Origin of the sequence: Syntrophotalea carbinolica DSM 2380 (assembly GCF_000012885.1) — a bacterium.
Classification (GTDB): Bacteria; Desulfobacterota; Desulfuromonadia; order Desulfuromonadales; family Syntrophotaleaceae; genus Syntrophotalea; species Syntrophotalea carbinolica.
This window is the reverse complement of record NC_007498.2, coordinates 717,381-742,827: the sequence shown is the minus strand read 5'-3', so window position 1 is coordinate 742,827 and position 25,447 is coordinate 717,381. Positions and strand designations below refer to the sequence as shown.

At 58.3% G+C, this 25,447-nt stretch carries 20 protein-coding genes; 8 read left to right on the top strand and 12 right to left on the bottom strand.

Annotation, left to right across the window (positions count from 1 at the left end):
- Positions 1 to 30 precede the first annotated feature (30 nt).
- The 6 genes from thiF (at position 31) to PCAR_RS03780 (ending at position 5,844) form a co-directional block, all read left to right on the top strand.
- Positions 31 to 837, top strand: coding sequence for a sulfur carrier protein ThiS adenylyltransferase ThiF (gene thiF / locus PCAR_RS03805; RefSeq protein WP_011340311.1), 807 nt, complete (start codon positions 31 to 33; stop codon positions 835 to 837).
- Between the two features lie 17 nt (positions 838 to 854).
- On the top strand, positions 855 to 1,058 hold the full coding sequence (gene thiS, locus PCAR_RS03800; RefSeq protein ID WP_011340310.1) for a sulfur carrier protein ThiS: 204 nt from the start codon (positions 855 to 857) through the stop codon (positions 1,056 to 1,058).
- Between the two features lie 29 nt (positions 1,059 to 1,087).
- A complete protein-coding gene (locus PCAR_RS03795; protein WP_011340309.1) occupies positions 1,088 to 1,864 on the top strand; it encodes a thiazole synthase in 777 nt (258 codons plus the stop codon).
- A complete protein-coding gene (gene thiH, locus PCAR_RS03790; RefSeq protein WP_011340308.1) occupies positions 1,861 to 2,973 on the top strand; it encodes a 2-iminoacetate synthase ThiH in 1,113 nt (370 codons plus the stop codon). Before PCAR_RS03795 ends, thiH begins: the two co-directional genes overlap by 4 nt.
- A gap of 19 nt (positions 2,974 to 2,992) precedes the next feature.
- Positions 2,993 to 3,619, top strand: coding sequence for a thiamine phosphate synthase (gene thiE / locus PCAR_RS03785; protein WP_011340307.1), 627 nt, complete (start codon positions 2,993 to 2,995; stop codon positions 3,617 to 3,619).
- Positions 3,620 to 4,077: 458 nt separating this feature from the next.
- Positions 4,078 to 5,844: an SLC13 family permease gene (locus tag PCAR_RS03780; RefSeq protein ID WP_011340306.1), complete on the top strand. Its 1,767-nt coding sequence runs from the start codon at positions 4,078 to 4,080 to the stop codon at positions 5,842 to 5,844.
- Positions 5,845 to 5,888: 44 nt separating this feature from the next.
- On the opposite strand, the gene PCAR_RS17655 is transcribed toward PCAR_RS03780, so the two are convergent.
- Entirely contained in the window at positions 5,889 to 6,644 is a 756-nt protein-coding gene (locus tag PCAR_RS17655; RefSeq protein ID WP_011340305.1) for a rhomboid family intramembrane serine protease, read from the bottom strand.
- A 224-nt stretch (positions 6,645 to 6,868) separates the two neighbouring features.
- On the opposite strand from PCAR_RS17655, the gene PCAR_RS03770 reads away from it, so the two are divergent.
- Positions 6,869 to 7,474: a trimeric intracellular cation channel family protein gene (locus PCAR_RS03770; protein WP_011340304.1), complete on the top strand. Its 606-nt coding sequence runs from the start codon at positions 6,869 to 6,871 to the stop codon at positions 7,472 to 7,474.
- Positions 7,475 to 7,497: 23 nt separating this feature from the next.
- Positions 7,498 to 8,151, top strand: a complete 654-nt coding sequence (locus tag PCAR_RS03765) for a fumarylacetoacetate hydrolase family protein (protein ID WP_011340303.1) — start codon at positions 7,498 to 7,500, stop codon at positions 8,149 to 8,151.
- Positions 8,152 to 8,163: 12 nt separating this feature from the next.
- Here PCAR_RS03765 and nfi read toward each other — a convergent pair whose 3' ends face one another.
- From nfi to polA, 11 genes are all read right to left on the bottom strand, one after another.
- Entirely contained in the window at positions 8,164 to 8,862 is a 699-nt protein-coding gene (nfi, locus tag PCAR_RS03760; RefSeq protein WP_011340302.1) for a deoxyribonuclease V, read from the bottom strand.
- A 97-nt stretch (positions 8,863 to 8,959) separates the two neighbouring features.
- Positions 8,960 to 9,394 (bottom strand): hypothetical protein, encoded by a 435-nt coding sequence (locus PCAR_RS03755; RefSeq protein ID WP_011340301.1) that lies wholly within the window; start codon positions 9,392 to 9,394, stop codon positions 8,960 to 8,962.
- A gap of 223 nt (positions 9,395 to 9,617) precedes the next feature.
- Positions 9,618 to 12,284: a pyruvate, phosphate dikinase gene (ppdK, locus tag PCAR_RS03750; RefSeq protein ID WP_011340300.1), complete on the bottom strand. Its 2,667-nt coding sequence runs from the start codon at positions 12,282 to 12,284 to the stop codon at positions 9,618 to 9,620.
- Positions 12,285 to 12,360: 76 nt separating this feature from the next.
- Entirely contained in the window at positions 12,361 to 14,427 is a 2,067-nt protein-coding gene (glyS, locus tag PCAR_RS03745) for a glycine--tRNA ligase subunit beta (RefSeq protein WP_011340299.1), read from the bottom strand.
- Positions 14,428 to 14,504: 77 nt separating this feature from the next.
- Entirely contained in the window at positions 14,505 to 15,377 is an 873-nt protein-coding gene (glyQ, locus tag PCAR_RS03740; protein ID WP_011340298.1) for a glycine--tRNA ligase subunit alpha, read from the bottom strand.
- 266 nt (positions 15,378 to 15,643) lie between these two features.
- On the bottom strand, positions 15,644 to 16,420 hold the full coding sequence (gene recO, locus PCAR_RS17650) for a DNA repair protein RecO (RefSeq protein WP_011340297.1): 777 nt from the start codon (positions 16,418 to 16,420) through the stop codon (positions 15,644 to 15,646).
- 98 nt (positions 16,421 to 16,518) lie between these two features.
- Entirely contained in the window at positions 16,519 to 17,874 is a 1,356-nt protein-coding gene (mgtE, locus tag PCAR_RS03730) for a magnesium transporter (RefSeq protein WP_011340296.1), read from the bottom strand.
- A 96-nt stretch (positions 17,875 to 17,970) separates the two neighbouring features.
- A complete protein-coding gene (locus tag PCAR_RS03725; RefSeq protein WP_011340295.1) occupies positions 17,971 to 18,477 on the bottom strand; it encodes a type II secretion system protein in 507 nt (168 codons plus the stop codon).
- A 118-nt stretch (positions 18,478 to 18,595) separates the two neighbouring features.
- Complete coding sequence (locus PCAR_RS03720; RefSeq protein WP_011340294.1) at positions 18,596 to 19,216, bottom strand: DUF1318 domain-containing protein; 621 nt, start codon at positions 19,214 to 19,216, stop codon at positions 18,596 to 18,598.
- Positions 19,217 to 19,297: 81 nt separating this feature from the next.
- Positions 19,298 to 22,456 carry a hypothetical protein gene (locus PCAR_RS03715; protein ID WP_011340293.1) on the bottom strand — a complete coding sequence of 1,053 codons (3,159 nt, stop codon included), beginning with the start codon at positions 22,454 to 22,456 and terminating at the stop codon, positions 19,298 to 19,300.
- Positions 22,457 to 22,497: 41 nt separating this feature from the next.
- Entirely contained in the window at positions 22,498 to 25,173 is a 2,676-nt protein-coding gene (gene polA, locus PCAR_RS03710; RefSeq protein WP_011340292.1) for a DNA polymerase I, read from the bottom strand.
- Between the last annotated feature and the right edge of the window lie 274 nt (positions 25,174 to 25,447).

Sequence of the window (25,447 nt, the reverse complement as noted above, 5' to 3'; positions counted from 1 at the left end):
ATTGCGGCCTTTTCTTTTTTGGGTAAGGGAATGCACATCTGGATTAACGAACAACCCCATAACATATCCGAGGACGCCCGCCTGTTTGAAATGCGGGATCGCTTTAAGCCGCAGGCCGATGTCGTCATTCTCAACGGCTTTCCGGTAACCTCCGACCGTCCGCTGAGCAACGGCGACCGTATCGTATTGATCCGTCGCGGGGAAATCCCGACATCCGAGGAACTGGAGGCCCTGCTGGTCGCACGCCACACCCCCGGCGTGCATGCCCGCCTCAAGCAGGCTACCGTCGGCATTGCAGGCGTCGGGGGACTCGGATCGCCCATTGCCATCGCCCTGACACGCAGTGGCGTGGGGCGACTGCTGTTGGTTGACTACGATGTGGTGGAGCCTTCCAACCTCAATCGCCAGATGTATTTCGTCGACCAGATCGGCCAACCCAAGGTCGAAGCCCTGGCCGCGACGCTGGCCCGCATCAATCCTGGGGTAAAAGTGAGCACCCGTATGGTGCGCCTTACCCGCGACAATGTAGCCGAAATTTTCGACGGCGTCGATGTCATGGTGGAAGCCTTTGACGACCCGCAAGCCAAAGCCATGCTGACGGAAACCTTTTTATCCCGCTTCCCGGACACACCGCTGGTGGCGGCCTCCGGGGTGGCGGGCGCAGGGCCGGCCAACGCCATCGTCACCCGAAGGGCCATCGGCAACCTGTACCTGGTCGGCGATGGCGAAACCGCGGCGGCGCCGGGTACCGGTCTGATGGCACCCCGCGTCGGAGTGGCGGCGCATCATCAGGCCAATGCCGTACTGCAACTATTACTTGGCGAATCGCCCGCTTGACAACAGGACCAAAACGCATGCTTACCTTGACTGTTAATGGCAAAACACGCACCTACCATAATCTGGCAAGCTTGTCGGACCTGCTGCAACAGCTCCAATTCGATCCGGAGCGAGTGGCCATCGAATATAACGGCACCATCGTCACCCGGGACCGTTTCGCCACCACCGCGCTGCATACCGGCGACCGGGTGGAAATCGTTCAATTCGTCGGCGGGGGCTGAACCCTGTCGCTTTGACCAAAGGTTATATCATGGATGAACTCGTCATTGCCGGTCGGTCTTTTTCCTCCCGCCTGATGGTCGGGACCGGAAAATTCGCCTCTAACTCTCTGATGGCAGACGCTTTGGCCGCTTCGGGATCGCAGATCGTCACCGTCGCTTTGCGTCGAGTCGACATCGACCGACCCGAAGACGATCTGCTGGCCCATATCGATCGGGACAAGTATCTGCTGCTGCCCAATACAAGCGGTGCCCGCGACGCCGAGGAGGCTGTGCGCCTGGCGCGTCTGGCGCGCGCCGCCGGCTGCGAGCCCTGGGTCAAGCTGGAGGTCACTCCCGACCCCTATTATCTGTTGCCCGATCCCATCGAAACCCTCAAGGCCGCCGAAATTCTGGTCAAGGAAGGCTTTGTGGTTTTGCCCTACATCAATGCCGACCCGGTACTGGCCAAGCATCTGCAGGAAGCCGGCACCGCCACGGTGATGCCGCTGGGAGCGCCCATCGGCACCAACAAGGGGGTGCGCACCCGCGATAACATCGCCATTATCATCGAGCAGGCTATCGTACCTGTGGTGGTCGATGCGGGTCTTGGCGCACCGTCGCATGTGGCCGAGGCCATGGAAATGGGTGCCGATGCGGTGCTGGTCAATACCGCCCTGGCCGTAACCCCGGATCCCGCGGGTATGGCACACGCCTTTCGCCTCGGGGTGGAGGCCGGGCGCCGCGCGTTTCTGGCGGGTCTGCCGGCCCAGCAACAGAAGGCCGAGGCGTCCAGCCCCCTGACCGGATTTCTGAGGGACGAACAGTGAATTTTCTCGACGAATTCAACAGCTACGATCGCAGCGAGCTTGCGGAACGGATCATGTCATGCCAGGCCGCCGATGTGGAACGGGCGCTGACGGCGGAACATCTGCGAAGTGCCGATTTCATGGCGCTGCTGTCGCCGATGGCGCACGGTTACCTGGAGTCGATGGCACAAAAAGCCCACCGTCTGACCCAGCAGCGTTTCGGCAAGATCATCCAGCTCTATGCGCCGCTGTACATCTCCAACGAATGCAGCAACGGTTGTCTGTACTGCGGCTTCAACGCCGCCAACAAGGTCGCGCGGCGCACCTTGAGCCTGGACGAAGTCGAAGCCGAGGCCCGCATCCTGCGCCAGCGCGGTTTCCGCCATGTGCAGTTACTGACCGGCGAGGCACCGCAGGCGGTCGATGTCGATTTTCTGGAAAATGTTGTCAAACGCGTACGACCGTTTTTTTCTTCCATCAGCATCGAAGTCTTCCCCATGGACGAGGCCGGTTATCGCCAACTGGTGGCGGCCGGCGTCGACAACCTGACCGTCTATCAGGAGACGTACGACCGTGACCTGTACGACAAACTGCATCCCTTCGGTCGCAAGAAAGATTTCAATTGGCGACTGACCACTCCCGATCGTGGCGGCGCGGCGGGACTGCGCTCGATTGGCATCGGTAGCCTGCTGGGGCTGAGTGACTGGCGCATCGAGGGCTACCTGGTCGGCATGCATGCCCGCCACCTGGTACGCACCTGGTGGCGCAGCCGGGTGAATGTATCCTTCCCGCGCATGCGACCTGCCGACGGCGGTTTTCAGCCACCGAAACCGGTATCCGACAGTGCCCTGGTGCAACTGATCTGCGCGCTGCGGCTGTTGATACCCGACGCCGGACTGGTACTGTCGACGCGCGAAAGCGCCAGTTTGCGCGATCATCTGCTGCCTTTGGGTATCACCCAGCTGAGTGCCGGGTCCAGCACCGCGCCAGGCGGATACGGACATCAGCAGGATGGCAGCGAACAGTTTGCTATCGACGATGATCGTAACGCCGAACAGATTTGCGCCATGCTGCGCGCCCAGGGATACGAGCCGGTATGGAAGGACTGGGACGGCGCCTTTGTGAAATAGGGAATAAACGGGGCAGACCATGAATACCGACGACTTTCGCCTCTACCTGATTACTGACCGCAACAACCTGCCTGCCGGGCGCGACTTGTTGACAGCCGTGGAACAGGCCCTGGACGGGGGGGTGCGTGCCGTGCAGTTGCGCGAGAAAGACCTGCCTGCCGACGAACTCTATCGCTGTGCCATGGAGCTGAAATCCCTCATGGATCGATACGGTGCCCGGTTACTGATCAACGATCGCATCGATGTAGCCCTCGCAGCCGGAGCCGACGGGGTGCACCTGGGCGAACACTCCCTGCCTACCCATGCAGCACGCAAGATACTCGGTAAGCAGGCCATCATCGGCCGCTCCACTCATCATGCCGGGGACATTGAACGGGAATACCGCCAGGGCGCCGACTTCGTGACTTTCAGCCCGGTTTATTTCACCCCCTCCAAAGCGCCCTATGGCGCGCCTCAGGGCCTTGAGGCCTTGCGCCGGGCCTGTGCTTCGGCCTCGTTGCCGGTATTGGCGCTCGGCGGTATCCGCCGTGACCGCATTCCCGAAGTCCGCGCCGCCGGGGCCGCGGGAGTCGCCCTTATTTCCGCGATTCTGGCCGCCTCCGATCCCGAGGCTGCAACGCGGGCGTTGCTGGCGGAAATACAATGAAGCTTCTTCACTGACGAACTCCCACCAGCTACCAGCTACCAGCTACCAGCTACCAGCTACCAGCTACCAGTCACCAGCTACCAGTCACCAGCTACCAGTCACCAGCTACCAGTCACCAGCTACCAGTCACCAGCTACCAGTCACCAGCTACCAGTCACCAGTCACCAGTCACCAGTCACCAGTCACCAGTCACCAGTCACCAGTCACCAGTCACCAGTCACCAGTCACCAGTCACCAGTCACCAGTCACCAGTCACCAGTCACCAGTCACCAGTCACCAGTCACCAGTCACCAGTCACCAGTCACCAGTCACCAGTCACCAGCTACCAGTCACCAGTCACTGCTTTTCCCCGACAAAAATCCCGCCCCGAACACCGCCACCGGATGACTTCATGAAGAATCCGGTTAAACTTTCCCTATAATACCCGGCTCTCCCTTTTCCAAACCGCAAGAGGTCGCATGGCTATCACCTTGACCCTATGCATACTGCTGGCGGCTGTGCTGCTGTTCGCCACCGAATGGCTGCCCATGGATGTGGTCGCCATGTTGATCCTTCTGGCGCTGGCCATCACCGGGCTGGTTTCCGTCCCTGAAGCATTGAGCGGATTTTCAAACCCGGCAGTGATTACGGTGGCCGCCATGTTTGTCATCAGTGCCGGCATTACCCACACCGGGGCACTGGGCAAAGCCGGCGAACACCTTATTCGCCTGGCGGGGGGAAGCGAAATGCGCCTTACCGTCATCATCATGGCCAGCGTGGCCGTGTTTTCCGCCTTTATCAACAATATCGGCGCGACGGCCGTGCTGATGCCGGTGATTGTCGATATCTGCCGGCGAATGCACGTCAGCCCCTCGAAAATGCTCATCCCCCTGGCTTACGGTTCTTTGCTCGGCGGTGTCTGTACGTTGGTCGGAACGCCGCCGAATATCCTGATGAATGCCCTGCTTTACGAGTATACCGGTGAACGATTCGGGCTCTTTTCCTTCAGTCCCCTCGGGATCGTGCTGGTGATCGTCGGCATCAGCTATATGGCGCTTGTCGGCCGGCGCATGCTGCCCACGCGCAAATCGGAAAAACTGACCGAAGCTTACCAGGTCAAGGAGTACATTACCCAGGTCAAGATCCTGAAAGACTCTCCCGTGGCCGGGCAAACGATCGCCGGAAGTGCTCTGGAAAGGGATTTTCAGCTGCGGGTAAGGGCCATACTGCGCGGCCGGGAAAAGTTTCCCCAGCCCCGTCGCAACCGCAAACTGCGTGTTGACGACATCCTGTTTCTGGAAGGCAACCCCCATGGCATCCTCAAGGTCATGGCCGCCAAAGGATTGCAACTGATCCCCGAACGTGCCGAACAGTCACCGCGTCGCGGCAAGGAACTTCTTGTCGTGGAAGCCTCTCTGACCCCCAACAGCGACATGGTCGGCAAAACCCTGCGCCAGGTGCGCTTCAGGGAAACTCACGGCCTCAATGTACTGGCTTTATGGCGGCAAGGCGCCCCGGTGGTAAAAAAAGTCGATCATGTCGTACTGCGATTCGGCGACGTACTGCTCTTGCAGGGCGACGATGCCGGAATCAAGCACCTTGGAAGACAGCACGGATTTCTATTGCTCGGCGGCGTGGAACCGGTCCCCTATCGCCCCCGCCAGGCCCCCATGGCCCTGATGGTATTGGCCGGCGTCATACTGCTCACCTCTACGGAGGTCCTCCCCATCGCCCTGGCGGCGCCACTCGGTGCATTGGGCATGGTCCTGAGCCGCTGCCTCACGGCACAGGAAGCCTACGAAAGCATCGACTGGCGCATCATCCTGTTGATCGCAGGAACCCTGCCCCTCGGACTGGCCCTCGAGAACAGCGGAGCTGCCAGTCTGCTGGCCGAGCGCCTGCTGCACATGCTCGGCAACTGGGGCCCGTATGTTGTTATGGCGGCCTTCTTTTTACTGACCTCGGTATTGACCGAAATCATGAGCCACGCCGCCACGGCGGTTCTCATCGCGCCCATCGCTTTGCACGCAGCCATGACCCTGCAAGTCTCTCCCCGCCCCTTTTTCATGGCGGTAGCAGTCGCAGCCTCCTCCTGCTTCATGACCCCGATCAGTCACCAGTCAAACGCCCTGGTCATGGGGCCGGGCGGATATCGCTTTTCGGATTTCATGCGCACCGGCGTACTTTTGAACCTGTTGGTATGGGTCTGCGCCTGCCTGCTGATTCCCTGGCTGTTCCCTTTCTGAAACCGTCGGGCACAATCACAGGCGTCGTTGACCCGGGCAGGGCTTCACCATCCGAACCGCCGTAGCCATGAGCAGCGGTCGATGCCGTAAGCCAACCCCAGTCCACCCAGGAAGCCACCGATATGCGCGCCATGGGCGACGCCCGCACCACCGCCTCCATTCAGCATAAACGGCAACAGGTTATCCAGAATCAGATAAAATCCGAGCACCAAACGAGCCGGCAGCATGACCGTGGTCATCAAGAACGGAAACAAAAAAATGAAGGTTTTGACACGGTTGCGGGGGAACCATAAAAAGTAACACCCCAACACCCCGGAAATAGCCCCCGAAGCCCCGACCAGGGGAATCTGCGAACCCGGCACAAAAACCGCGAAGAAAAGAGTCGCGGCGACACCGCTGACCAGGTAGATCAGCAGGTACCCCAGACTGCCGAGGCGAACCTCGACATTGTTGCCAAAGATATACAGAAACAGCATATTGCCCGCGAGGTGCATCCAGCCGCCATGCAGGAACATACACGAAAAAAGGCTGACTACAGAGGGCGCGGCGGGACGAAAACCGTAGCGAAAAACGAACAGGTCGTAGGCGCTGACCTGCTGCAGAACGTCCTGCGGCGACACCAGCCCCCGCACACCGTATGAGCGCAGATAATCGAGCAATAGCGGATCGCTCAGATCGACCCGGGCAAACATCAAGGGCATCGTCACGCCAACGAAAACGGCGATATTAAGACCGATGAGCAACCAGTTGATATAGGCTGTCGAGCGCGGATTCGGAGTGTCGCCATAGGGCAGAAACATAGGAACTCCTCAGACCGGGAGGCTGTCGGACTATCCGTGATCCGGCTGCACGGCATCATGAGAAGCCACGAATCCGCCCCCGACTCAAAAAAGAAATAATTTAACGAAAAGCATGCCATCGGTTATCATACAGCATTATCCTAACATAAACATCAGGCCATCCCCCATGGTTGTATTCGCCATGGTAAAGGGTATCCTTAAACAGGCTATGGAGGCTTAACACCTTGTCAGTCCTTTATACATTGGACCTGGTCGGCACCGGGGCATTTGCGGCATCGGGCGCCGTGGCGGGAATTCGTCGAAAAATGGATTTGTTCGGGGTCATGGTCCTGGGCCTGGTAACCGCCATCGGCGGAGGCACCCTGCGTGATCTGCTGCTCGGCGACAACCCGCCCTTCTGTTTCAAAAATGAGGTCTATCTGTATCTGGCCCTTGGGGTATCGTTGCTGACGTTCGCCCTATATCGCCATATGACCGCCATGCATCAACCGCTGCTTTATTTCGATGCCATCGGGCTCGGGACCTTTGTCGTGATCGGCACGGAAAAAGCCCTGCATTTCGATCTGGGTTTGCTCGGTGCGGTAATCATGGGGGTTATCACGGCAACCGCCGGCGGTGTGATCCGCGACGTGCTGGCCAACCAGATCCCCCTCATATTGCGCAAGGAAATCTATGCCTCCGCCTGTCTGGCCGGCGGCACGCTGCTGGTGCTGCTGATTCAAAACGGCCTGCCCCGCCCGATGGCACTGCTGATCGCCGCCGCAACGGTGATTGCCTTGCGTTTGCTCGCCATTCGTTTTAACTGGGCCTTGCCACGCGCCCTGGATTGAGTTTTGTCAAAAGGAGGAATGTCATGTACACGGTACGCTTGCTCGATGATACTATTTTTCAGGTCGGGAAAATTCTGTGCGTAGCGCGCAACTATCGCTCCCACGCCACAGAACTGGGCAATGAGCCGCCCTCTGAACCGGTTTTTTTCCTCAAACCCGCCAGCAGCATTATCGGCCCCAGGGAAAAGGCGATTATCCCCCCCTACAGCCAGCTTTGTCATCATGAAGTGGAACTTGCCGTGCTTATCGGCAAATGGGGGAAAAACATCCCGAAACAAGAGGCCATGAACCATGTCGCCGGTTACGGTGTCGGCATCGATCTGACCCTGCGCGATGTCCAGCAACGGCTCAAGGAACAGGGCCTGCCATGGGACCAGGCCAAAGGTTTCGACACTTCCTGCCCGCTTTCCGATTTCGTGCCGGCAAGCCGGGTTTCCGATCCCCACAACCTGCACCTGACTTTATCTGTCAACGGCGACCTGCGCCAGGATGGCAACACGTCAGAGATGATCCACACGATCCCGGATCTTATCAGTACCGCCTCGAGTATCTTTACACTGGAAAAAGGGGATATTCTGTTGACCGGTACGCCATCCGGCGTCGGACCTGTCGTCCCGGGGGATCAGGTCAGTGCGGAAATCGAAGGAGTGAACTGGCTGAACATCGGTATACAATAGACAGTCACACCGTCACGGCTGCAATGGTGCGGAGATTCCGTGGCGACGTGCTTCATTGGCCAGATGATGTGCAAGACGGGTGGGTTCGGGCAAACGGTAACGCCCCAGACAACGTAAAACCAGGTCAACGGAAGTATCGACATCCAGCAGATGACCGGGAGATATATACAGGGGCTTGATGCCATTTCGGGTCGTCAGCACCGCACCCACCGTTTCGTTTTCCAGCCGTAGCGCAACCCGGTCCCCCCGGCGACTTCCGGGGGGACCGTGCTCGCCACATAAACGGCTTTTGGCACACCCGACGGTGGCCAGGTCAAGCCATAGTCCCAAATGACTCGCCAACCCCAAATGTCGAGGATGGGCGATGCCCTGGCCATCCACCATCACAACATCGGGTGTTAGGGCCAGCTTTTTAAAAGCCTGCAACACCACCGGCAACTCCCGGAATGAGAGTAAACCGGGGATATAGGGGAAGGTTACCGTGCCGCGGGCGGTGACCTTTTCCACCACTGCCAGGTCGGGCATTTGCAGAACCACCACGGCCGCGTAAAAATCGCGGCCGCCGCGCCGGTAGGAAACATCCACACCGGCAACATGGCGGACCTCGCGGGGCAACCGATTATCGAGACATACCCGTTTGGCCAGCATCTTCTGCAAGGCAATAGCCGACTTGGGCGTCAAATCCCAGGGGTGCAGTTCCGGAAAATCCATAAGGTGCAAACCTCCGGATGGATAACGTTGCCTGCATCGCCGGCATGGCGAATCCATTCGCCATTGCGTTTTCACAAAACACGGCGTTGCGCCTTTATTATGACAGTTTACAACGCAGCAGTTTGCGACCCGCCTCAAACAGGATCTCCACCTTATTCGGCGGAATCACTTCCACAACCACCCCTACTCCGAAAACCGGGTGATCGACGGCGTCGCCGGTTTTAAACGCCTTGTCCATGCCATAAGGTACGGTCTGCCCGGCCTGCAGCTGTGCGGCAGCTTCCTGCCACTGCTGCTCATCCTGCTGAATCGCCTTGGGTTTGCGGGTGGCACCGGGCTGACGAGCCTTAGTCGTCTCCTTGGGAGCACTTTTGACCTTGGGAGCCCGGTAGTTATGATCGCCGTCACAGGTGTTGCAACGCACCCGAACCGGTGCAGTGCCTACCATGGCGATAATCGTATGGTTTGTCACGGCTCGACAACGGGTGCAACGAGCCTCGATAAAATCTCCTGCCGCTAACTGCTTGCTCATACATCTCCTCAAAACAACGAAAAAGCCACAGGGACGCGTCCCTGTGGCACAGCGTATTGCGTTACTCCGAATCTATCATCCAGAGCAAGAACCTGTCAAGAAATGGGACCTTTCGGCATCGGCTGAAAACCCCGTGTTCCATTCCAGGCTAAAACATAAAAAGCGGCCCCCGAAGATCCTCCGGGGGCCGCCTGGTGTAACTGGCGCTTAGGATCCCGACAGGTTATCCACGCTCCTCGAGCAAGGCAGCATGGGCCGCAGCCAGCCGGGCGATGGGCACCCGATAAGGCGAACAGGATACATAATTCAACCCTGCATTGTGACAGAAGATCACGCTGGAAGGATCGCCGCCGTGCTCACCGCAGATCCCGAGCTTGATATCGGGGCGGCTCTTGCGCCCTTTTTCACAACCGATCCGCACCAATTGGCCAACCCCATCCTGATCGAGGGTGACGAAGGGATCGTTGGGCAGGATTTCCCGCTGTACATACGAGGGCAGGAACTTGCCGGCATCGTCGCGGGACAGGCCGAAGGTGGTCTGGGTCAGGTCATTGGTACCAAAGGAGAAGAACTCGGCTTCGCAGGCGATTTCATCGGCGGTAAGAGCTGCGCGCGGCAACTCGATCATGGTGCCGATAAGATATTTAACTTCGGCGGCGTAGCGCGAAATCACTTCGTCGGCAGTGCGGATGGCCCGAGCACGCAGCAGCTTGAGCTCGGCGACGTGGCCAACCAGCGGGATCATGATTTCCGGAACGATTTCGTAACCTTCCTCGGCAATCAGTTCGCAAGCCGCTTCCATGATGGCCTGAACCTGCATGTCGTAAATTTCAGGGTAGGTTACCCCCAGGCGGCAGCCGCGATGACCCAGCATCGGGTTGAATTCGTGCAGATACTCGACCTTGTGCTTGAGAGTCTTGGCCGGCACCTTCATGACATCGGCCAGTTCCTCCAGCTCCTTGTCGGTATGCGGCAGAAATTCATGCAAGGGCGGATCAAGCAGACGAATCGTGACCGGCAGGCCCTTCATTTCACGGAACAAGCCGAGGAAGTCCCCTTTTTGCATGGGCAGGATCTTGGCCAGAGCCTGCTTGCGGCCTTCCACATCCTCGGAAAGAATCATCTCCCGGACCGCCATGATGCGGTCGCCCTCGAAGAACATATGCTCGGTGCGGCACAGGCCGATACCTTCGGCACCGAAATCACGAGCGACGGCAGCATCGTTAGGCGTATCGGCGTTGGTGCGTACACGCAAACGACGGTATTGATCGACCCACTCCATGAGTTTACCGAAATCACCGGTCAAGGAAGGCTGGACCGTATCGACGGAACCCTTCATGACTTCGCCGGTGGAACCGTCGAGGGTGATGACATCGCCTTTTTTGAACACATCGCCACTGGCGGTGGTGAACTGCTGGGCTTTATAGTCGACCTTGATGGAACCGCAACCGGCCACGCAGCATTTACCCATACCACGTGCAACGACGGCAGCGTGGGAAGTCATGCCGCCGCGGGCGGTCAGGATACCTTGCGCAGCGTTCATGCCGTGAATATCCTCGGGGCTGGTTTCGATACGCACCAGGATAACCTTGAGCCCAAGCTTGGCGGCATTTTCGGCGTCTTCAGCTGAGAACACGATCTCGCCGCTGGCGGCGCCGGGCGAAGCCGGCAGGCCGGTGGCGATGATTTCCTTGCAGGCATTGGGATCGAGGGAGGGGTGCAACAGCTGATCGAGCTGCTCGGGGGCCACACGCAACACCGCCTCTTTTTTGTCGATCAGACCTTCTTTCTCCATATCCACGGCGATCTTCACCGCAGCCGAGGCCGTGCGCTTGCCGCCACGGGTCTGCAACATATAGAGCTTGTGGTTTTCGATGGTGAATTCGATATCCTGCATATCGCGATAATGCTTTTCGAGCAGATCGCGAATATCCAGCAGCTGCTGGTAACATTCGGGCATCACTTCCTCAAGAGACGGCAACTGGCCGTCGCTGCTACCCTTGTCGATAGGCTGCGGCGTCCGAATACCGGCCACCACGTCTTCGCCCTGGGCATTGAGGAGAAATTCACCGAAAAAGTAATTCTCCCCGGTGGAGGGATTACGGGTGAAGGCAACACCGGTGGCGCAATCGTTACCCATGTTGCCGAACACCATCGCCTGAACGTTAACGGCAGTACCCCAGTCGGCCGGGATGCTGTTGAGCTTGCGATAGGTTACGGCACGCGGGTTCATCCAGGAACCGAATACGGCGTTGATGGCACCCCACAGTTGTTCCTCGGGGTCATCGGGAAAGTCATGGCCCAGAGTGTCCTTGACTTTGGTTTTGAACAGAGTCACCAACTGTTTCAGGTCGTCGGCAGTCAACTCGGTGTCGAGATCGACGCCGCGGGTTTCTTTCATATTTTCCAGGATATGCTCGAGAACCTCGCCATCCATACCGAGTACAACATTGGCATACATCTGAATGAAGCGCCGGTAGGAGTCGTAGGCAAAACGGGCATCGTTGCTCTGGTCGATCAAACCCTGCACAGTGGTATCGTTAAGACCAAGGTTGAGGACAGTATCCATCATACCCGGCATGGACACCCGGCTTCCCGAACGTACGGAAAGCAACAGGGGATTGGCCGGATCGCCGAAACGCTTGTCCATGGCCATTTCCAGGCTGCGAAGATTTTCGGCCACTTCCTCGCGCACGCCGTCGGGATAACGACGGTCATTGCGATAAAATTCGGTGCAGAGTTCGGTGGTAAGAGTGAAGCCGGCAGGTACCGGCAGGCCGATAGCCGTCATCTCGGCGAGATTGGCACCCTTTCCGCCGAGCAGGTTACGCAACTGGCCTCCGCCCTCGGTTTTATCGGCACCGAAGAAATATACGTACTTTACAGCCATTAAAGAGTCCCTCCTGAAAGATTTAGTATGCGGCGGCGCGATGCAAGCAGGCATAGGCCGCCGTATCCTCTATTGCTCAGGCAGCGATTTTCGAGAAGTCAGCGATTCCCTGAAAAAGTCGCGCCACTGCTGTCAGTAAAGCAAGTCGATTGGTTTTCACGGCCTCGTCCGGAGACATGACCATAACCCCTTCAAACAAAGCATCTACGGGAGAACGCAAGCCCCCCACCGTACGCAGGGCATCCAAATAGGCACCTTCTGCGACAAATTGCTCAAACCGCCCCGTTACATTCTGCAAGGCGTCGAAAAGTCCCGCCTCGCAATCCGCTTCGAACAAAGCGGAATCCACGGAGGTGTCGACACCACCCTTGACGATGTTGACCACCCGCTTGAAGGTAACGGCCAGAGCTTCAAACTCTCCTTCTTCACGGAAGGATGCCAATCCCTTGACACGCTGCAGCGCATCGACCGGATCCTCGAACGCGGCACTGAGAACGGCATCGACCACATCGTTCGGCAACCCCTGCGCGGTCAACATGTTGAAAAACCGCAAGCGGAGGAACTCCAGCACATCGGCGGCAACTTCGGTTGCCGGCCGCGTCAGTTTGTCTGCCAACAGCCCAAGGCTGCGTTCGACCAGAGCGGGCAGAGACAGCCGATAGCCGCGGTCCAGGATAATATTCAGGATACCGATAGCGCTGCGCCGCAGAGCGAAGGGGTCTGCCGTACCGGTAGGGATCAACCCGACACCGAAACATCCGCAGATCGAGTCGATCTTATCGGCGATGGAAACAAACGCCCCGACGTCGTCGCCGGGCAGTTCGCCACCGGCCTGCACGGGCAGGTAGTGTTCGAAAATAGCGCGTGCGACACGAGGATCTTCACCATCGAGCAGCGCATACTCACGCCCCATAACACCCTGGAGCTCGGTGAATTCAAATACCATGCCAGTCTCAAGGTCGCACTTGGCAAGCGACGCCGCCCGTTCGGTCAGTTCGACGACCTCCGGCACCTGCTGCTGTGCCAGTTCCACAGCCAGGGTCTTGAAGCGCATGACTTTTTCGTAGCTGGTGCCAAGCTTGGCCTGGTAAACCACATTCTTGAGTGCGTCGAGCCGGCTTTCGAGCTTGACCTTGCGGTCCTCATTCCAGAAGAACATGGCGTCGGACAGGCGCGCGCGCAGCACCCTCTCGTTGCCCTGCTGGACTACCGTCAGGTCTTCGGCGCGGGTATTGGAGATGGTGATAAAACGGGGCAGCAATTTACCGCTATCGTCGACCACGGTAAAGTAGCGTTGATGTTCCCGCATCACGGTGATGAGCAACTCGGGCGGCAATTGCAGATAGCTGTCCTCAAAGCCCCCCATCACGGCCGCCGGGTATTCGACAAGAAAAGCCACTTCATCGAGCAGGTCGTCGTCGGGATTCAGCTTCCCTCCGCAGCGACCGACCACCTCGGCCAGCTGGTCCGATATGATCTGCCGGCGCTTGACGGGATCGACAATGACAAAATGCTTTTCGGCTTCTACCAGATACTGCTCGAGGCTGCTGACCTCAAAAGCATCGGGAGCCATGAAACGGTGGCCGTAAGAAAGGTTGCCGCTGGTCAGATTACCATAGGAAAAGGGCACGACCTGGCCGTCGAAAAGGGCCACGATCCAGTGCATGGGACGGGCAAAGCGGATATCGAGGTCTTTCCAGCGCATCGATTTCTTGAACGGAATGGCAGCGATGATACGCGGTAACATTTCGGGCAACAATTCACCCGTCGGGCGTCCCTCAACCACCTTGGAGACAAACAGGTATTCGCCTTTATCCGTCTCACGGCGCTCAAGATCGGAGACTTCCACGCCGTTACTGCGGGCAAAACCGAGAGCCGCCTTGGTCGGATTGCCGTCGGCATCGAAAGCCACCGAAACGGACGGACCGGAGGCCGTGACTTCCTGACGTGCCTGTCCGCTTGCGACCCCCGTTACCGCCAATACCAGACGACGCGGGGTCGCAAAGGTTCGTACCGTTTCGAAACCGATACGCCCGGTTTCCAGTTCTTTGCGAATCAGTCGTTCGAGATCAGCCATGGCCGTCGGCAAAAAACCGGCGGGTATTTCCTCGGTACCAATTTCCAGGAACAGTTCAGCAGACATGCGCGCTCCATCATTTCAAAAAAATCAAGCCACGGAAAACAAACGTTTCCGTGGCGGGGTTACCTTTTGTCAGGAATTTACCGGCCCTTGATCAAGGGGAAGCCTAGTTTCTCCCGCTGAGCGACATAGCCTTCGGCACACAACCTGGCCAGGTTACGGACACGGCCGATATAGTGAGCCCTTTCCGTCACGGATATGGCCCCTCGCGCATCGAGCAGATTGAAGGCATGCGAAGCTTTGAGCACGTAATCGTAGGCGGGCAGCACCAACTGGCTCTTGGCCAGACGGGAGCACTCCTTCTCATACATGTCGAACAGATTGAACAGCATGCCGGCGTCGGCTTCTTCGAAGTTGTAGGTCGAATACTCCACCTCGGACTGGTGATGCACATCGCCGTATTTGATGCCGTCGATCCATTCCAGATCGTAGACATTGTCCACGCCCTGCAGGTACATGGCGATCCGTTCACAACCATAAGTAATTTCAGCCGAGACCGGTTTCAGGTCGATACCACCGACCTGCTGAAAATAAGTAAACTGCGTTATTTCCATACCATCCAGCCACACTTCCCAGCCGAGTCCCCAGGCACCCAGAGTCGGCGATTCCCAGTCATCCTCGACAAAACGGATATCGTGTCGGGACGGACTGATCCCGAAACTTTTAAGGGAATCGAGATACAGTTCCTGGATATTCGTAGGCGATGGTTTCATCACAACCTGGAACTGATAGTAGTGCTGCAGGCGGTTGGGGTTCTCACCGTAACGTCCATCCGTCGGACGCCGGGAAGGCTCCACATAGGCCACATTCCAGGGCTCAGGGCCGAGCACGCGCAGAAAAGTCGCGGGGTTGAAGGTTCCCGCACCTTTTTCCATATCGTACGGTTGCTGGATAATACAACCTTGCTTTGCCCAGTAATTCTGCAAAGCAAGGATCAATTCTTGAAAATTCACAATGCCTCCAGGCCCGGTAAGCGTCCGCACCGTTTCGGGGGACGCTCTTTCCGGCTTCGGGATACGCTACCATTTGAGCAGCCAACCTTAGCCTGTTTGCGTTAAATCTGTCAACCCGTTTGACGCCAAAACCGGGCAAACGTCGGCGGCTATTATCTATCATGAAAAACGTTACAGCAGCCTCTGCCGTGTGTTCCCGCAGATCGTCAACCCCATCAAGAACGGAACCGGGCGCAGACAAGCAGGGGGCAAACCGGACCACACGTCTAACGTATGGCAGCGACGCGGGCGCTGCCTTCAGTCAGTTGACTGAGAAAGGACAAGGATTTGACGGGCCGGGTCAACTGCTGCCGAAGCATAGAGGAAACCACCTGCCCCCCCTGCTGCAACGTCTGCGACCCGAAGCGAAAACCTTCAAACAGTGCCAACGGGGCCTTGAGGGCGCGGGCCAGACTCCCCAAAGACAGAAGCGAGAGATACTGCACATCGACTCCGGTAACGCAATCCAGGCAAAGACTGCCCCCCAGCGAGGCGGCGAAGGCAACGGTTTCGGACGTAAACGAAGCGCCGCATTTGCAACAATGCACAAGATGGGGAGCATATCCGGAAAGACATAGCAGGCGCAGTTCCAACAGCAGGCGGGCCTCCTCGGAGCCGCCATGGTGGTTGACATGGGTGAGAAAGGCTGTCAACAAATCGTACACCGGCGGCTGAGCCCCGGTTTCACCCACCAGGTTCTCGACCAACTCGCACCCATAGGCTGCCAGGGCCATCGCCAGCAGATTGTGCCGCAAACCGCTGCGCAAATCGATGAGTTCGGCATCCTGAAGCGTGACCAGGTCGCGGCCCGACCGCGACTGCCAGCGCATATGCACCGTGGAAAACGGCTCCAAAGCCGCGCCGAAACGCTTGCGGCTTTTACGCGCCTGACGCGCAATGCCCTTGATCAAACCCTTTTCCAGACTGAACAAGGTCACAATACGATCCGCTTCACCATAATCGAAGTGATGCAGAACCACGGCATCCGAAGAACAGTTTTCCATAAGCCAGCGTACCTCCTGACTACCCACCGGCAAATTTTGCGCGAGAACACACCCGGCTCCATCGGAGCAGCCTGCCTGCGCAAGGCGTCACGATATCGTCAATGCAGATAGGCCAAAAACAGGGTGGCCGTACCGAAATAGATGAGAATCCCCGTAATATCGTTCGCCGTCTGAACAAAAGGACTCGATGCGATAGCGGGGTCGATCCCCATCCGCTTGAAAAAGCTCGGCGCCAGCACCCCCATGGTTGCAGCCACGGTCATGGCCGAGACCATGGCCAAACCGACCACCAGCCCCAGGTAAATATTGTGATGCCATAAATATGCCACCAGTCCCACGGTCATGCCGCACACGGTCCCCATGATCATACCGACCCGCAACTCCTTGAAGAAGACCTTGCGCAAGGTGGAGAAATCGATATTACCGGTAGCGAAACCGCGCACCACGATGGTCGCCGACTGACCGCCGACATTACCGCCCATACCTGTAATGACCGGGATAAAGGTTATCAGGGCGATAACGGCTTCCAGGGTCATCCTGAAACGCCACATGAGATAACCGGTAATGATGCCACCGAACAGGTTGGTAATCAGCCAGGGCAGACGCAGCCGGGCGACTTTGAAGGATTTGTGCCCATAGAGCAATTCCTCTTCGCTGGCACCGGCCATCTTGTAGATATCTTCGGTGGCCTCCTCGCGCAACACGTCAATGACATCGTCGACGGTGATAAGTCCGACCAGCTTGTTCCACTCGTCCACGACCGGCAACGCCAGAATGTTATAGCGTTCGACCAGTTGCGCGACCTCTTCCTGGTCCTTGTTGGTACGCACACTGATCACGTCGGTGACCATGATCTCCTTGAGACGCCTGGACGGCGGAACCATCAGCAACTGCCGCAGGGACAACACCCCGACCAGATGATTATGGCGATCCACGACATACACGTAAAACACCATCTCCACATCGCTGGCCTGCTGCAAAGCGTCAATGGCCTGCTGTACCGTCGTCTCTTCGGGCAGACAGAAAAACTCCGTCGACATAATGCCGCCGGCGGTATCTTCGTCGTATTTCAGCAGCTGTTCGATTTCCTCGGAATGCTCATCCTTCATGGTGCTGAGGATTTCTTCGGCAATCTCCTCAGGCATGTTGCGGATGATTTCGACGGCATCGTCGTAGGGCATCTCCTGGAGGACCTCGCTAATGGCCTCCTGGCCGATTTTTTCCAGCAGTTGCGCGCCACTGACATAATCGAGTTCCGACAGCACGCTGGCAGCGGTTTCGGTATCCTCGATGAGGTTAAACAGGGTTTGCTGTTCTTTAGGCGTCAGATGGGGAAAAAGATGGGCGATATCGGCGGGGTGTGTTTTACCGATAACCTTGGAAAGGTTGGAGTAGGCTCCGCGGCGGATCAATTTTTTAACGGTATCCAGAAGAAGTTGCTGTTTCTGATCCATGGCGTCCCTCCGCGTAAAATCGTTTATACAAAACGATAGAACATAACACCATGGTTCGCACCATGTCAACGACCCACCAAAGAGTCGGCTCCCCCCTTACTGAAAAGGACCGGAAGCGGACACAGCCGTGTCGTCGCCCTCGTCGTTCCGCCCAGGCTCAAACACGAATTTCCAATCCCGATAACTGCCGGCCTTGCCGAAGGTTTCGTATTCAGGGGGAAACCCCTGGCGCCGGAAAGGCCGAGCGTTATCCGCACTGAAAACCCCATGTATGCGCCCGGCGCCGTCCCTGACAAGCTCGAAAGGAGCGCCTGTCATGGGATCAGAATACAGCCGCCGTAAATGACGACGCACATGCAACGCGCGACGATCCATGAGCAATTCGTCCAGCTGTTTGGGATAGACGCCCCAGGCATTGTGAAAACTGACAATGGCCCGGCGATACTGATCTCCGCGAAAAAACAGCTCTTCTTCGCGATCCCGTTGAACGATATTCTTCCATGAGTTACCGGCGATCCCCAGCGTCAGCCCCAGAATCACCATGGCCGCCAGCACCATCAGCAGAGTACTGCCACGTTCACTGCAAACCGCACGATGCGTCATACCAGGCTCTCCCCGAAAAATCGCCTCCGGTGTCGAATTTGGCGGTCCTTGCATAACCCGGGAGGCGTACATCGGTGATGGCTGGACATCCGCACCATCACCGATGTTGACATGCCGACTACCTGCGCCGCCAGGTTCCGTCACCGGCCTCCACATACCAGCCGGCCGCCGCCTGGCTCCGCCAGGAATCGGCAAATATGTCCTGCACTTGAGCAGGCGTTGCGGTACGTTCGGGATTCTTGGCGATTTCACTGGCAATCTCGCGATACAAACGCAGACGATCCTGGTTCTCGGCGTTCACCAGGCGTTGAGCCTGTCCGCGCCCCCGCAGGTCAAGCCCCTCAAGCGTCCTGACCTTGAGCAGACCATCCTGCCCGATGCCGATCTGTCCGGCATCGAGATAGGGGCGCAAATCGCCTGTACGCTGTTTCATGGCCGCCTTGATGGCGCGGATCTGCGGGGTGCTTATATTGATGTCCGCCCCATTGACGCCCCGTGCAGCCCAGGCCGTAGACGGGCCCACAAGCATCTTCAAAAAACCGGTCGGACCGGGCTCGACCGACGGTGCCGACTCCGTTGGCGAGGATGGCGTCTGGCCGTTGCCCTCACCCCAGACTTCGTTGACGATGCGATCGGCTGCACTGCGCACCTCTTCGGCGGGAAAATAGATATTGATGGTTACGCAAGCCGCCACCAGACAAACAACCGCCAAAGAACATACCAAAGATCGTTTTTTCATGATTTCACCCCCAAATTGCAAGCGCTGTTTATATGTAATTTTTTTCATACAATCTCACTATATCGTCGGCGGCGGGCAAAATCAATCCGCCCCCCTTGCGGTCCGATCGATGCGCTTGAGACGCCGCAGCATTTCTCTGAATGAAATGGGGCGTTCCGGCGCAACGATGTCGATTTTGGGCGGCAGCAATCCGCCATCGACCAGGTAGCGCCGGCTGTCCGGACGGGCGGTACCGCGCAGGGTAAAAACATCTTCCCTCAAGTGACAGTCCAAGCCGATGCGGCGATAGCGGTAAAAATCGATGAACCGGTAGACACCTCGTGAAAGGGCCGCGGAAAGGCCGCCCTGGCTGAGAATGGACAGGTTATTCAACGCCTTGACACTGATATTGCGGCGTCCCTCGAGACGGGTTTGCAGCTGTGCGGAAAAATGTGACGGCGTCGCACCATACAACTGCAATCCGCGCACCTTGCCGTCAACCACGCCATGCATGGCGCCGAAAGCAAAGGTCTGGGTCAACAGATACAGATCGATGCCGGTCAGGTCGAGATCCGCCTGGAATTGGGGGAGACCCAGCGAAATCGGATCCAGTTGCAGATTGCGCAGCCGCAAAGCGCCACCGAATGCTTCGACAAGCACCTCGCCGTCGGAACGCAAGACACCGTCGACATAACGAATATGCCCCAAATCGGCGTTGATGGCACCTTGCATGGGCACCATACCCAGCTCGGAGGTGAGAAGATGCAGATCGATCCCGGCCAGCCGGATGCGCGTCTCCAGTTGCAGGCCACTGGCAGCATAGCCCGCCTGCAGCTGTTCGATGGTCACCTGACCGCCCCCCACCGACAGGCGCAGGCTATTCTCCAGGGAACAACGGTTGGGACCGACAGCCAGTTGCAGGGGACCTGCAGCCAGGCGCACCGGCCCGCAGACAAAATGCTCAAAAGACAGCTGTCCCCGCCGTATCCCTCCCTCCTGTCCGGCATCGGCAGGTAGCACCAGGTCCAGAGGAATGGTGCCATGCCCACCCCGCAGCGTCAGTCGGATCCGTGGCCAGGCCGCCGCCAGTTCCTGCAACCCCATCTCGCCCTGCAGATGCCACCGGTCGGCCGCACCACTTAAAGTGAGCCTGGCCTCCAGCCTTCCGGCCAGGCCGAGATCCCCCAGCGCAGGGCGCAATTCACGTACCAGAGCGCGACCGCGACCGTCCCAGGCCTTGGCCAGATCGGCGATCTTCAAGCTGCCGCTGAGGGAAGTGGCATCCGGCAGGCACTCCCCTTGAGCACGCACCAGGGCCAGCCCCCCGGCATCGATTTTCAGGTCAAGCAATTCCAAACGGGAACGGTGCGGGTGCCAATTGGCAAACACCGCAAAATCGACCGGCAAGGTGTCCAGTTGGCCGTACCAACTCCCCCACAAAGCTTCGCTGGCGGACATCCGACCGTCCACACGCAGTTCCAGAGGAGCCGTCACCGCTGCCCGGCACATGCGCCCCTGCAGATGCAGCCGGCCTCCGGCCAGGCCCGCCAGACCATCGGCACTCATGAGTTCCAGGGAGCTTAGATCGAGGGTTGAAAAACGCACTTCCCAGCCCCCGCCCTGCGCCTGACTGGCATCGAAGCGCGCCTGCAAAAGGCCTTGTCCCAACCGGTCATGGCTGACCCGACCGCGCAGGTTGCCTCTGGACAACAAAACACGCGGCCCCGCAGTCGCAATATGCCCTGTGACAACCAGATCCCGCAGCGTGCCGTGCCGTGCCGCGACCCTCTCGGCACGCCCGGTCGCATCGGCCTGCCAGCCCTGCTTGCCGCGTACCAGCACCGCTTCGGCGGACAGGCCTTGCGCGACCTGCAGCCACTGCGGTCGGCTTTTCACCGGCAACAGTCTTTGCAGACGCGACCAGGGGGTTGTGAGCAACTTCGCCCGCAGTCTTTGCATATCCCCGGCGAGGGTTGCCAAAGACTTGCCGGCCAGACGCGCTCCGGCCTCAACCTGCCAGCGTCCCTGGCGGTTGTTCAGGCCACCGGAGAGCGTCAGCGCCGAGATATCGAGCGGCGCCCCGGTCGGCGCGCCGCGGCCGGGTTTGCCCTGCAGAACAAAAGATAACCATGCGCCCTGCTCCGGCAAACCGCCTTCGACCGCCAGATCAGCCGCACCTGCCACCGGCAGAGCGATGCGCCCCAGCACCAGCTTCTGCAGTGCCGTCGGATCCGGCACGGTCAAGGTCAGAGAGCCCTGCGGTCTCGAAGCACCGACTTGAAATCCCAGCGTACCCGTCGCGCCACCGTCCAGAGCAAACCGGCCCTCGCCGAGCCAGCGGCCGTTTTGCCGACGTGCCGTCAGCGCCAGCGACGCCAGCGGCAACCGAATATCGGAGGATTTCAGCAGACCTTGCCCCATGGACAGTTCGGCATCCACCATGCCTGCTTGCCAATCCACCGCGAAGCGCAGATCGTTCACGGAAAAATCCCACCCTGGCGGCATCGGAGCCGCGATGGGAAAAGCCGCCAGCCACTGCTCCACATCGGAGCGTTCCACATCGCCTAAAGTAAAAGCCAGGCGCAAATGGCCACCTTGATCCGCGGGTAAGGACAACATAAGCGGTTCGCGCAGCAGCGAGCGATCATGCCATTGCAACGAAGCCAACTGCAGTTGCAGCCCCTGACGCCAGCGTCCCGTCCCGTTGGCCGCAATAGCGATAGGTGCCTGTCTAGAAACCTGAGCGGCAAATGTGAATTCGAAGGCGTTACCGCCCTGCACAGTGACATTGATATGGTGCAAGGTTATGGGATGGATGGGATGGGCATAAGCGAAACGCCCGCCCCGCAACAGCAGGCGGCCGATGGTAAAAGGCGGTTCTGCAGGTAGCGCAAATCCGCCCCCGGAAGCTGGGAAGGGGGTTATTTCGACATGGGGATCCGTCAACTCGACTGCGCTTAGACGGCGCCGCAAAAGATCGCGTAGCGACGGGATAATCCGCATGCGCGCCAGAGAGATGCGGTAAAGATCGGGACGTTCGACCGTCAGATCGGTGAGCGTCAGTCCGCCATCCTCCCAAACCAGGTGTTCGACGCCCACCTCGGCCTGCAATCGGCCGGCAGCCATACGCACCAGACGCGGACGCACCACGCCATCGAGCACCCGGTCGGAAAACAGCAGGCCGGTACCCGACACCAGACCGCAGAGGACGCCCAGAAGAACGAGCCCCGCCAAAAGACTTTTACGATGCGTCAACTTCATGCGGCGCCCTCGATGGCGGCAACAGGGTTAAAATATAGCGATCAGTGCGCCTCGCGCCAGTTACGCCCGACGCCCATATCGACCAACAGCGGCACATCGAGCTCAAAGGCGTGTTCCATCTGCTCCCGCACCAGGTTTTCCACGGCGGCCTGTTCTGCGGCAGGCATATCGAACACCAGTTCGTCATGCACCTGAAGCACCATCTTGGTCTCCAGTTTTTCGGCCTTCAGGCGTTCGTGAATGCGCAGCATGGCCACCTTGATGATGTCGGCCGCCGAGCCCTGAATCGGATAGTTGATGGCATTGCGTTCGGCATAACCGCGGACCGCGCCGTTTTTACTGGCGATCTCCGGTACGGCGCAACGCCTTCCGAGAAGGGTCGTGACATATTGCTTTTCCCGCGCTTCGGCCTTTTTGGCCTCCATGAATTCCAGCACCTTGGGGTAACGGGCAAAATAATTGTCGATATAGGTCTGGGCTTCCTTGCGCGCGATGCCGAGGGATTTGGCCAGGCCGAAGGCGCTCATGCCGTAAAGCACACCGAAATTGATGGTTTTGGCCTGGCGGCGCATTTCCGGCGTGACAAGCTCCAGAAACACACCGAAGATCTCGCTTGCGGTGCGCGCATGAATGTCTTCGCCATGCGCGAAACTCTCCTTGAGAGCCGGCTCGTCAGCCATGTGTGCCAGAATCCGTAATTCCACCTGGGAATAGTCCGCCGCCAGCAGCAGATTTCCCTCGGCCGGCACAAAGGCTTCGCGAATACGGCGCCCCTCCTCTGTACGGATGGGTATATTCTGCAGATTCGGATCGCTCGAAGAAAGGCGTCCGGTTGCCGTTACCGCCTGATTGAAAGAGGTATGGATCCGCCCGGTATCGGGATGAATCAGCTTGGGTAGCGCATCGCAATAAGTGCTTTTGAGCTTGGCCACCGAGCGATAATCGAGCACCCTGGCGGCGATCGGATGTTCTTCAGCAAGGTTGGTCAGGACTTCGACATCGGTAGACCAGCCGGTCTTGGTCTTTTTACCGCGCGGCAACTTCAGGTGCTCGAACAACACCTCGCCGAGCTGCTTGGGGGACGCCACGTTGAACGACCGACCGGAAAGTTCGTGAATTTCCCCCTCCAGCGTCGCCAGTCGCGTCTTCATATCCGCCGACAATCCCTTGAGAAAGTCGGCATCGATGCGCACGCCTTGCCACTCCATATCGCTCAGTACCGTCACCAGCGGCAGTTCCACTGTTCGAAACAATTCGCCCTGACCCGTTTCCGCCAGCTGCGGTTCCAGCTTATCGGCCAGCCGCAGGGTGATGTCGGCATCTTCGGTGGCATAAACCGTGGCCTTTTCGATCTCGACTTCTTCGAAGCCGATCTGTTTTTTGCCCTTGCCCGTCACCTCGGTGTAACCGATGGTGCGATAGCCGAGCAGCTCCGAAGCCAGGGTGTCGAGACCGTGGGATTTGGCCGCCGGGTTGGCCAGATAGGAAGCCAGCATGGTATCGCAGCTCAACCCCGCCACTTCCAGCCCGGCACGGCGCAACACCAGCAGGTCGTACTTGGCGTTCTGCGCGATTTTGGCCAACTGCGTATCCGCCATCAGCGGTCGCAATTTATCGATCACCAACGCCCGATCCAGTTGCTCCGGTACCCCCAGATAGCGGTGCCCCACCGGCAGATACCAGCCTTCACCGGGCTTGATCGCAAAGGATATCCCGACCAGGTCGGCACGCGTGGCGACAAGACTGGTGGTCTCCGTGTCGAACGCGAAGCGGCCGGCCTTTTTCAAGGCATGAATCAGATCATCGAGCTGGTCTTCCGTAACCACCGTCTGGTAATGCTCGCCGCTGGCCCTCTCGTCGCTGGAGAATTCCTGCAGCAACTTGTGAAACTCCAGTTCCTTGAACAGATGGGTAAGAGCCTCGTGGTTCGGTTCGCTAAGGTCAAAGTTGTCGTAATCGACGTCAAGCGAAAGATCGTCCACCAGGCTAACCAGCTTTTTGGACAAACGGGCCTGTTCACCGAACTGGCGCAGGTTTTCCTGGCGCTTTTTACCCGACACCTGATCGATATTGGCCAGCAGATTTTCCAGCGTGCCGAATTGCGCGATCAGGGTACGCGCGGTTTTTTCACCGATTCCCGGCACTCCCGGCACATTGTCCGAACTGTCGCCGGCCAGGGCCTGCACCTCCACCACCTTATCGGGAGTACCGCCAAAACGCTCGGCCACTTCAGCCAGACCGACGACCTGATCTTTCATGGTATCGAGCAGCCGCACCCGCTCGCTGACAACCTGCATCAAATCCTTGTCGCCGGTTACCACGGTAACCGCCATGCCCCGCTCGGCGAAGCGCCGTGCCAGGGTGGCGATGATATCGTCCGCCTCGTAACCTTCAAGTTCCAGAGCCGGCATGTTAAAAGCCTTCACCAGTTCCTTGATAACCGGGATCTGCGGGCGCAGATCTTCAGGCATGGCAGAACGGTTGGCCTTGTATTCGGGATAAATTTCCTTACGAAAGGTCGGCCCCTTGGCATCGAAAATCACCGCCAGGTGATCGGGCTGCTCGTCGCGCACCACCTTGAGCAACATGTTGGTAAACCCGTACACGGCATTGGTCGCAAGCCCTTTGGAATTGGACAGCTGGCGGATGGCGTAATATGCCCGATAGATGTAGGAAGAACCATCGATAAGATAAATGCGCTGGGCCTGGTCGGTCATAAGATCTAATCCTTCAAAACGAATGGCATGAATTTCAATACGATACAGTGTCCAACATTATCCCACGCGCACTCAAAAAGCAATCACGGCATAGGCAGATACGACAGCAGAAAAAATCCGATTCTTTGCCTCTAGCCTTTTGCCCAAGCCCAAATATTCTCTCATCAATTACAGCTGCTTATTTTAAAACCTTTCAAAAAGATCTTACCTGCGGCATTCCCGACAAAACAGACCTGTCACCAGCGTCGGAGATGCCAGGCTCTGCGACGGTTGA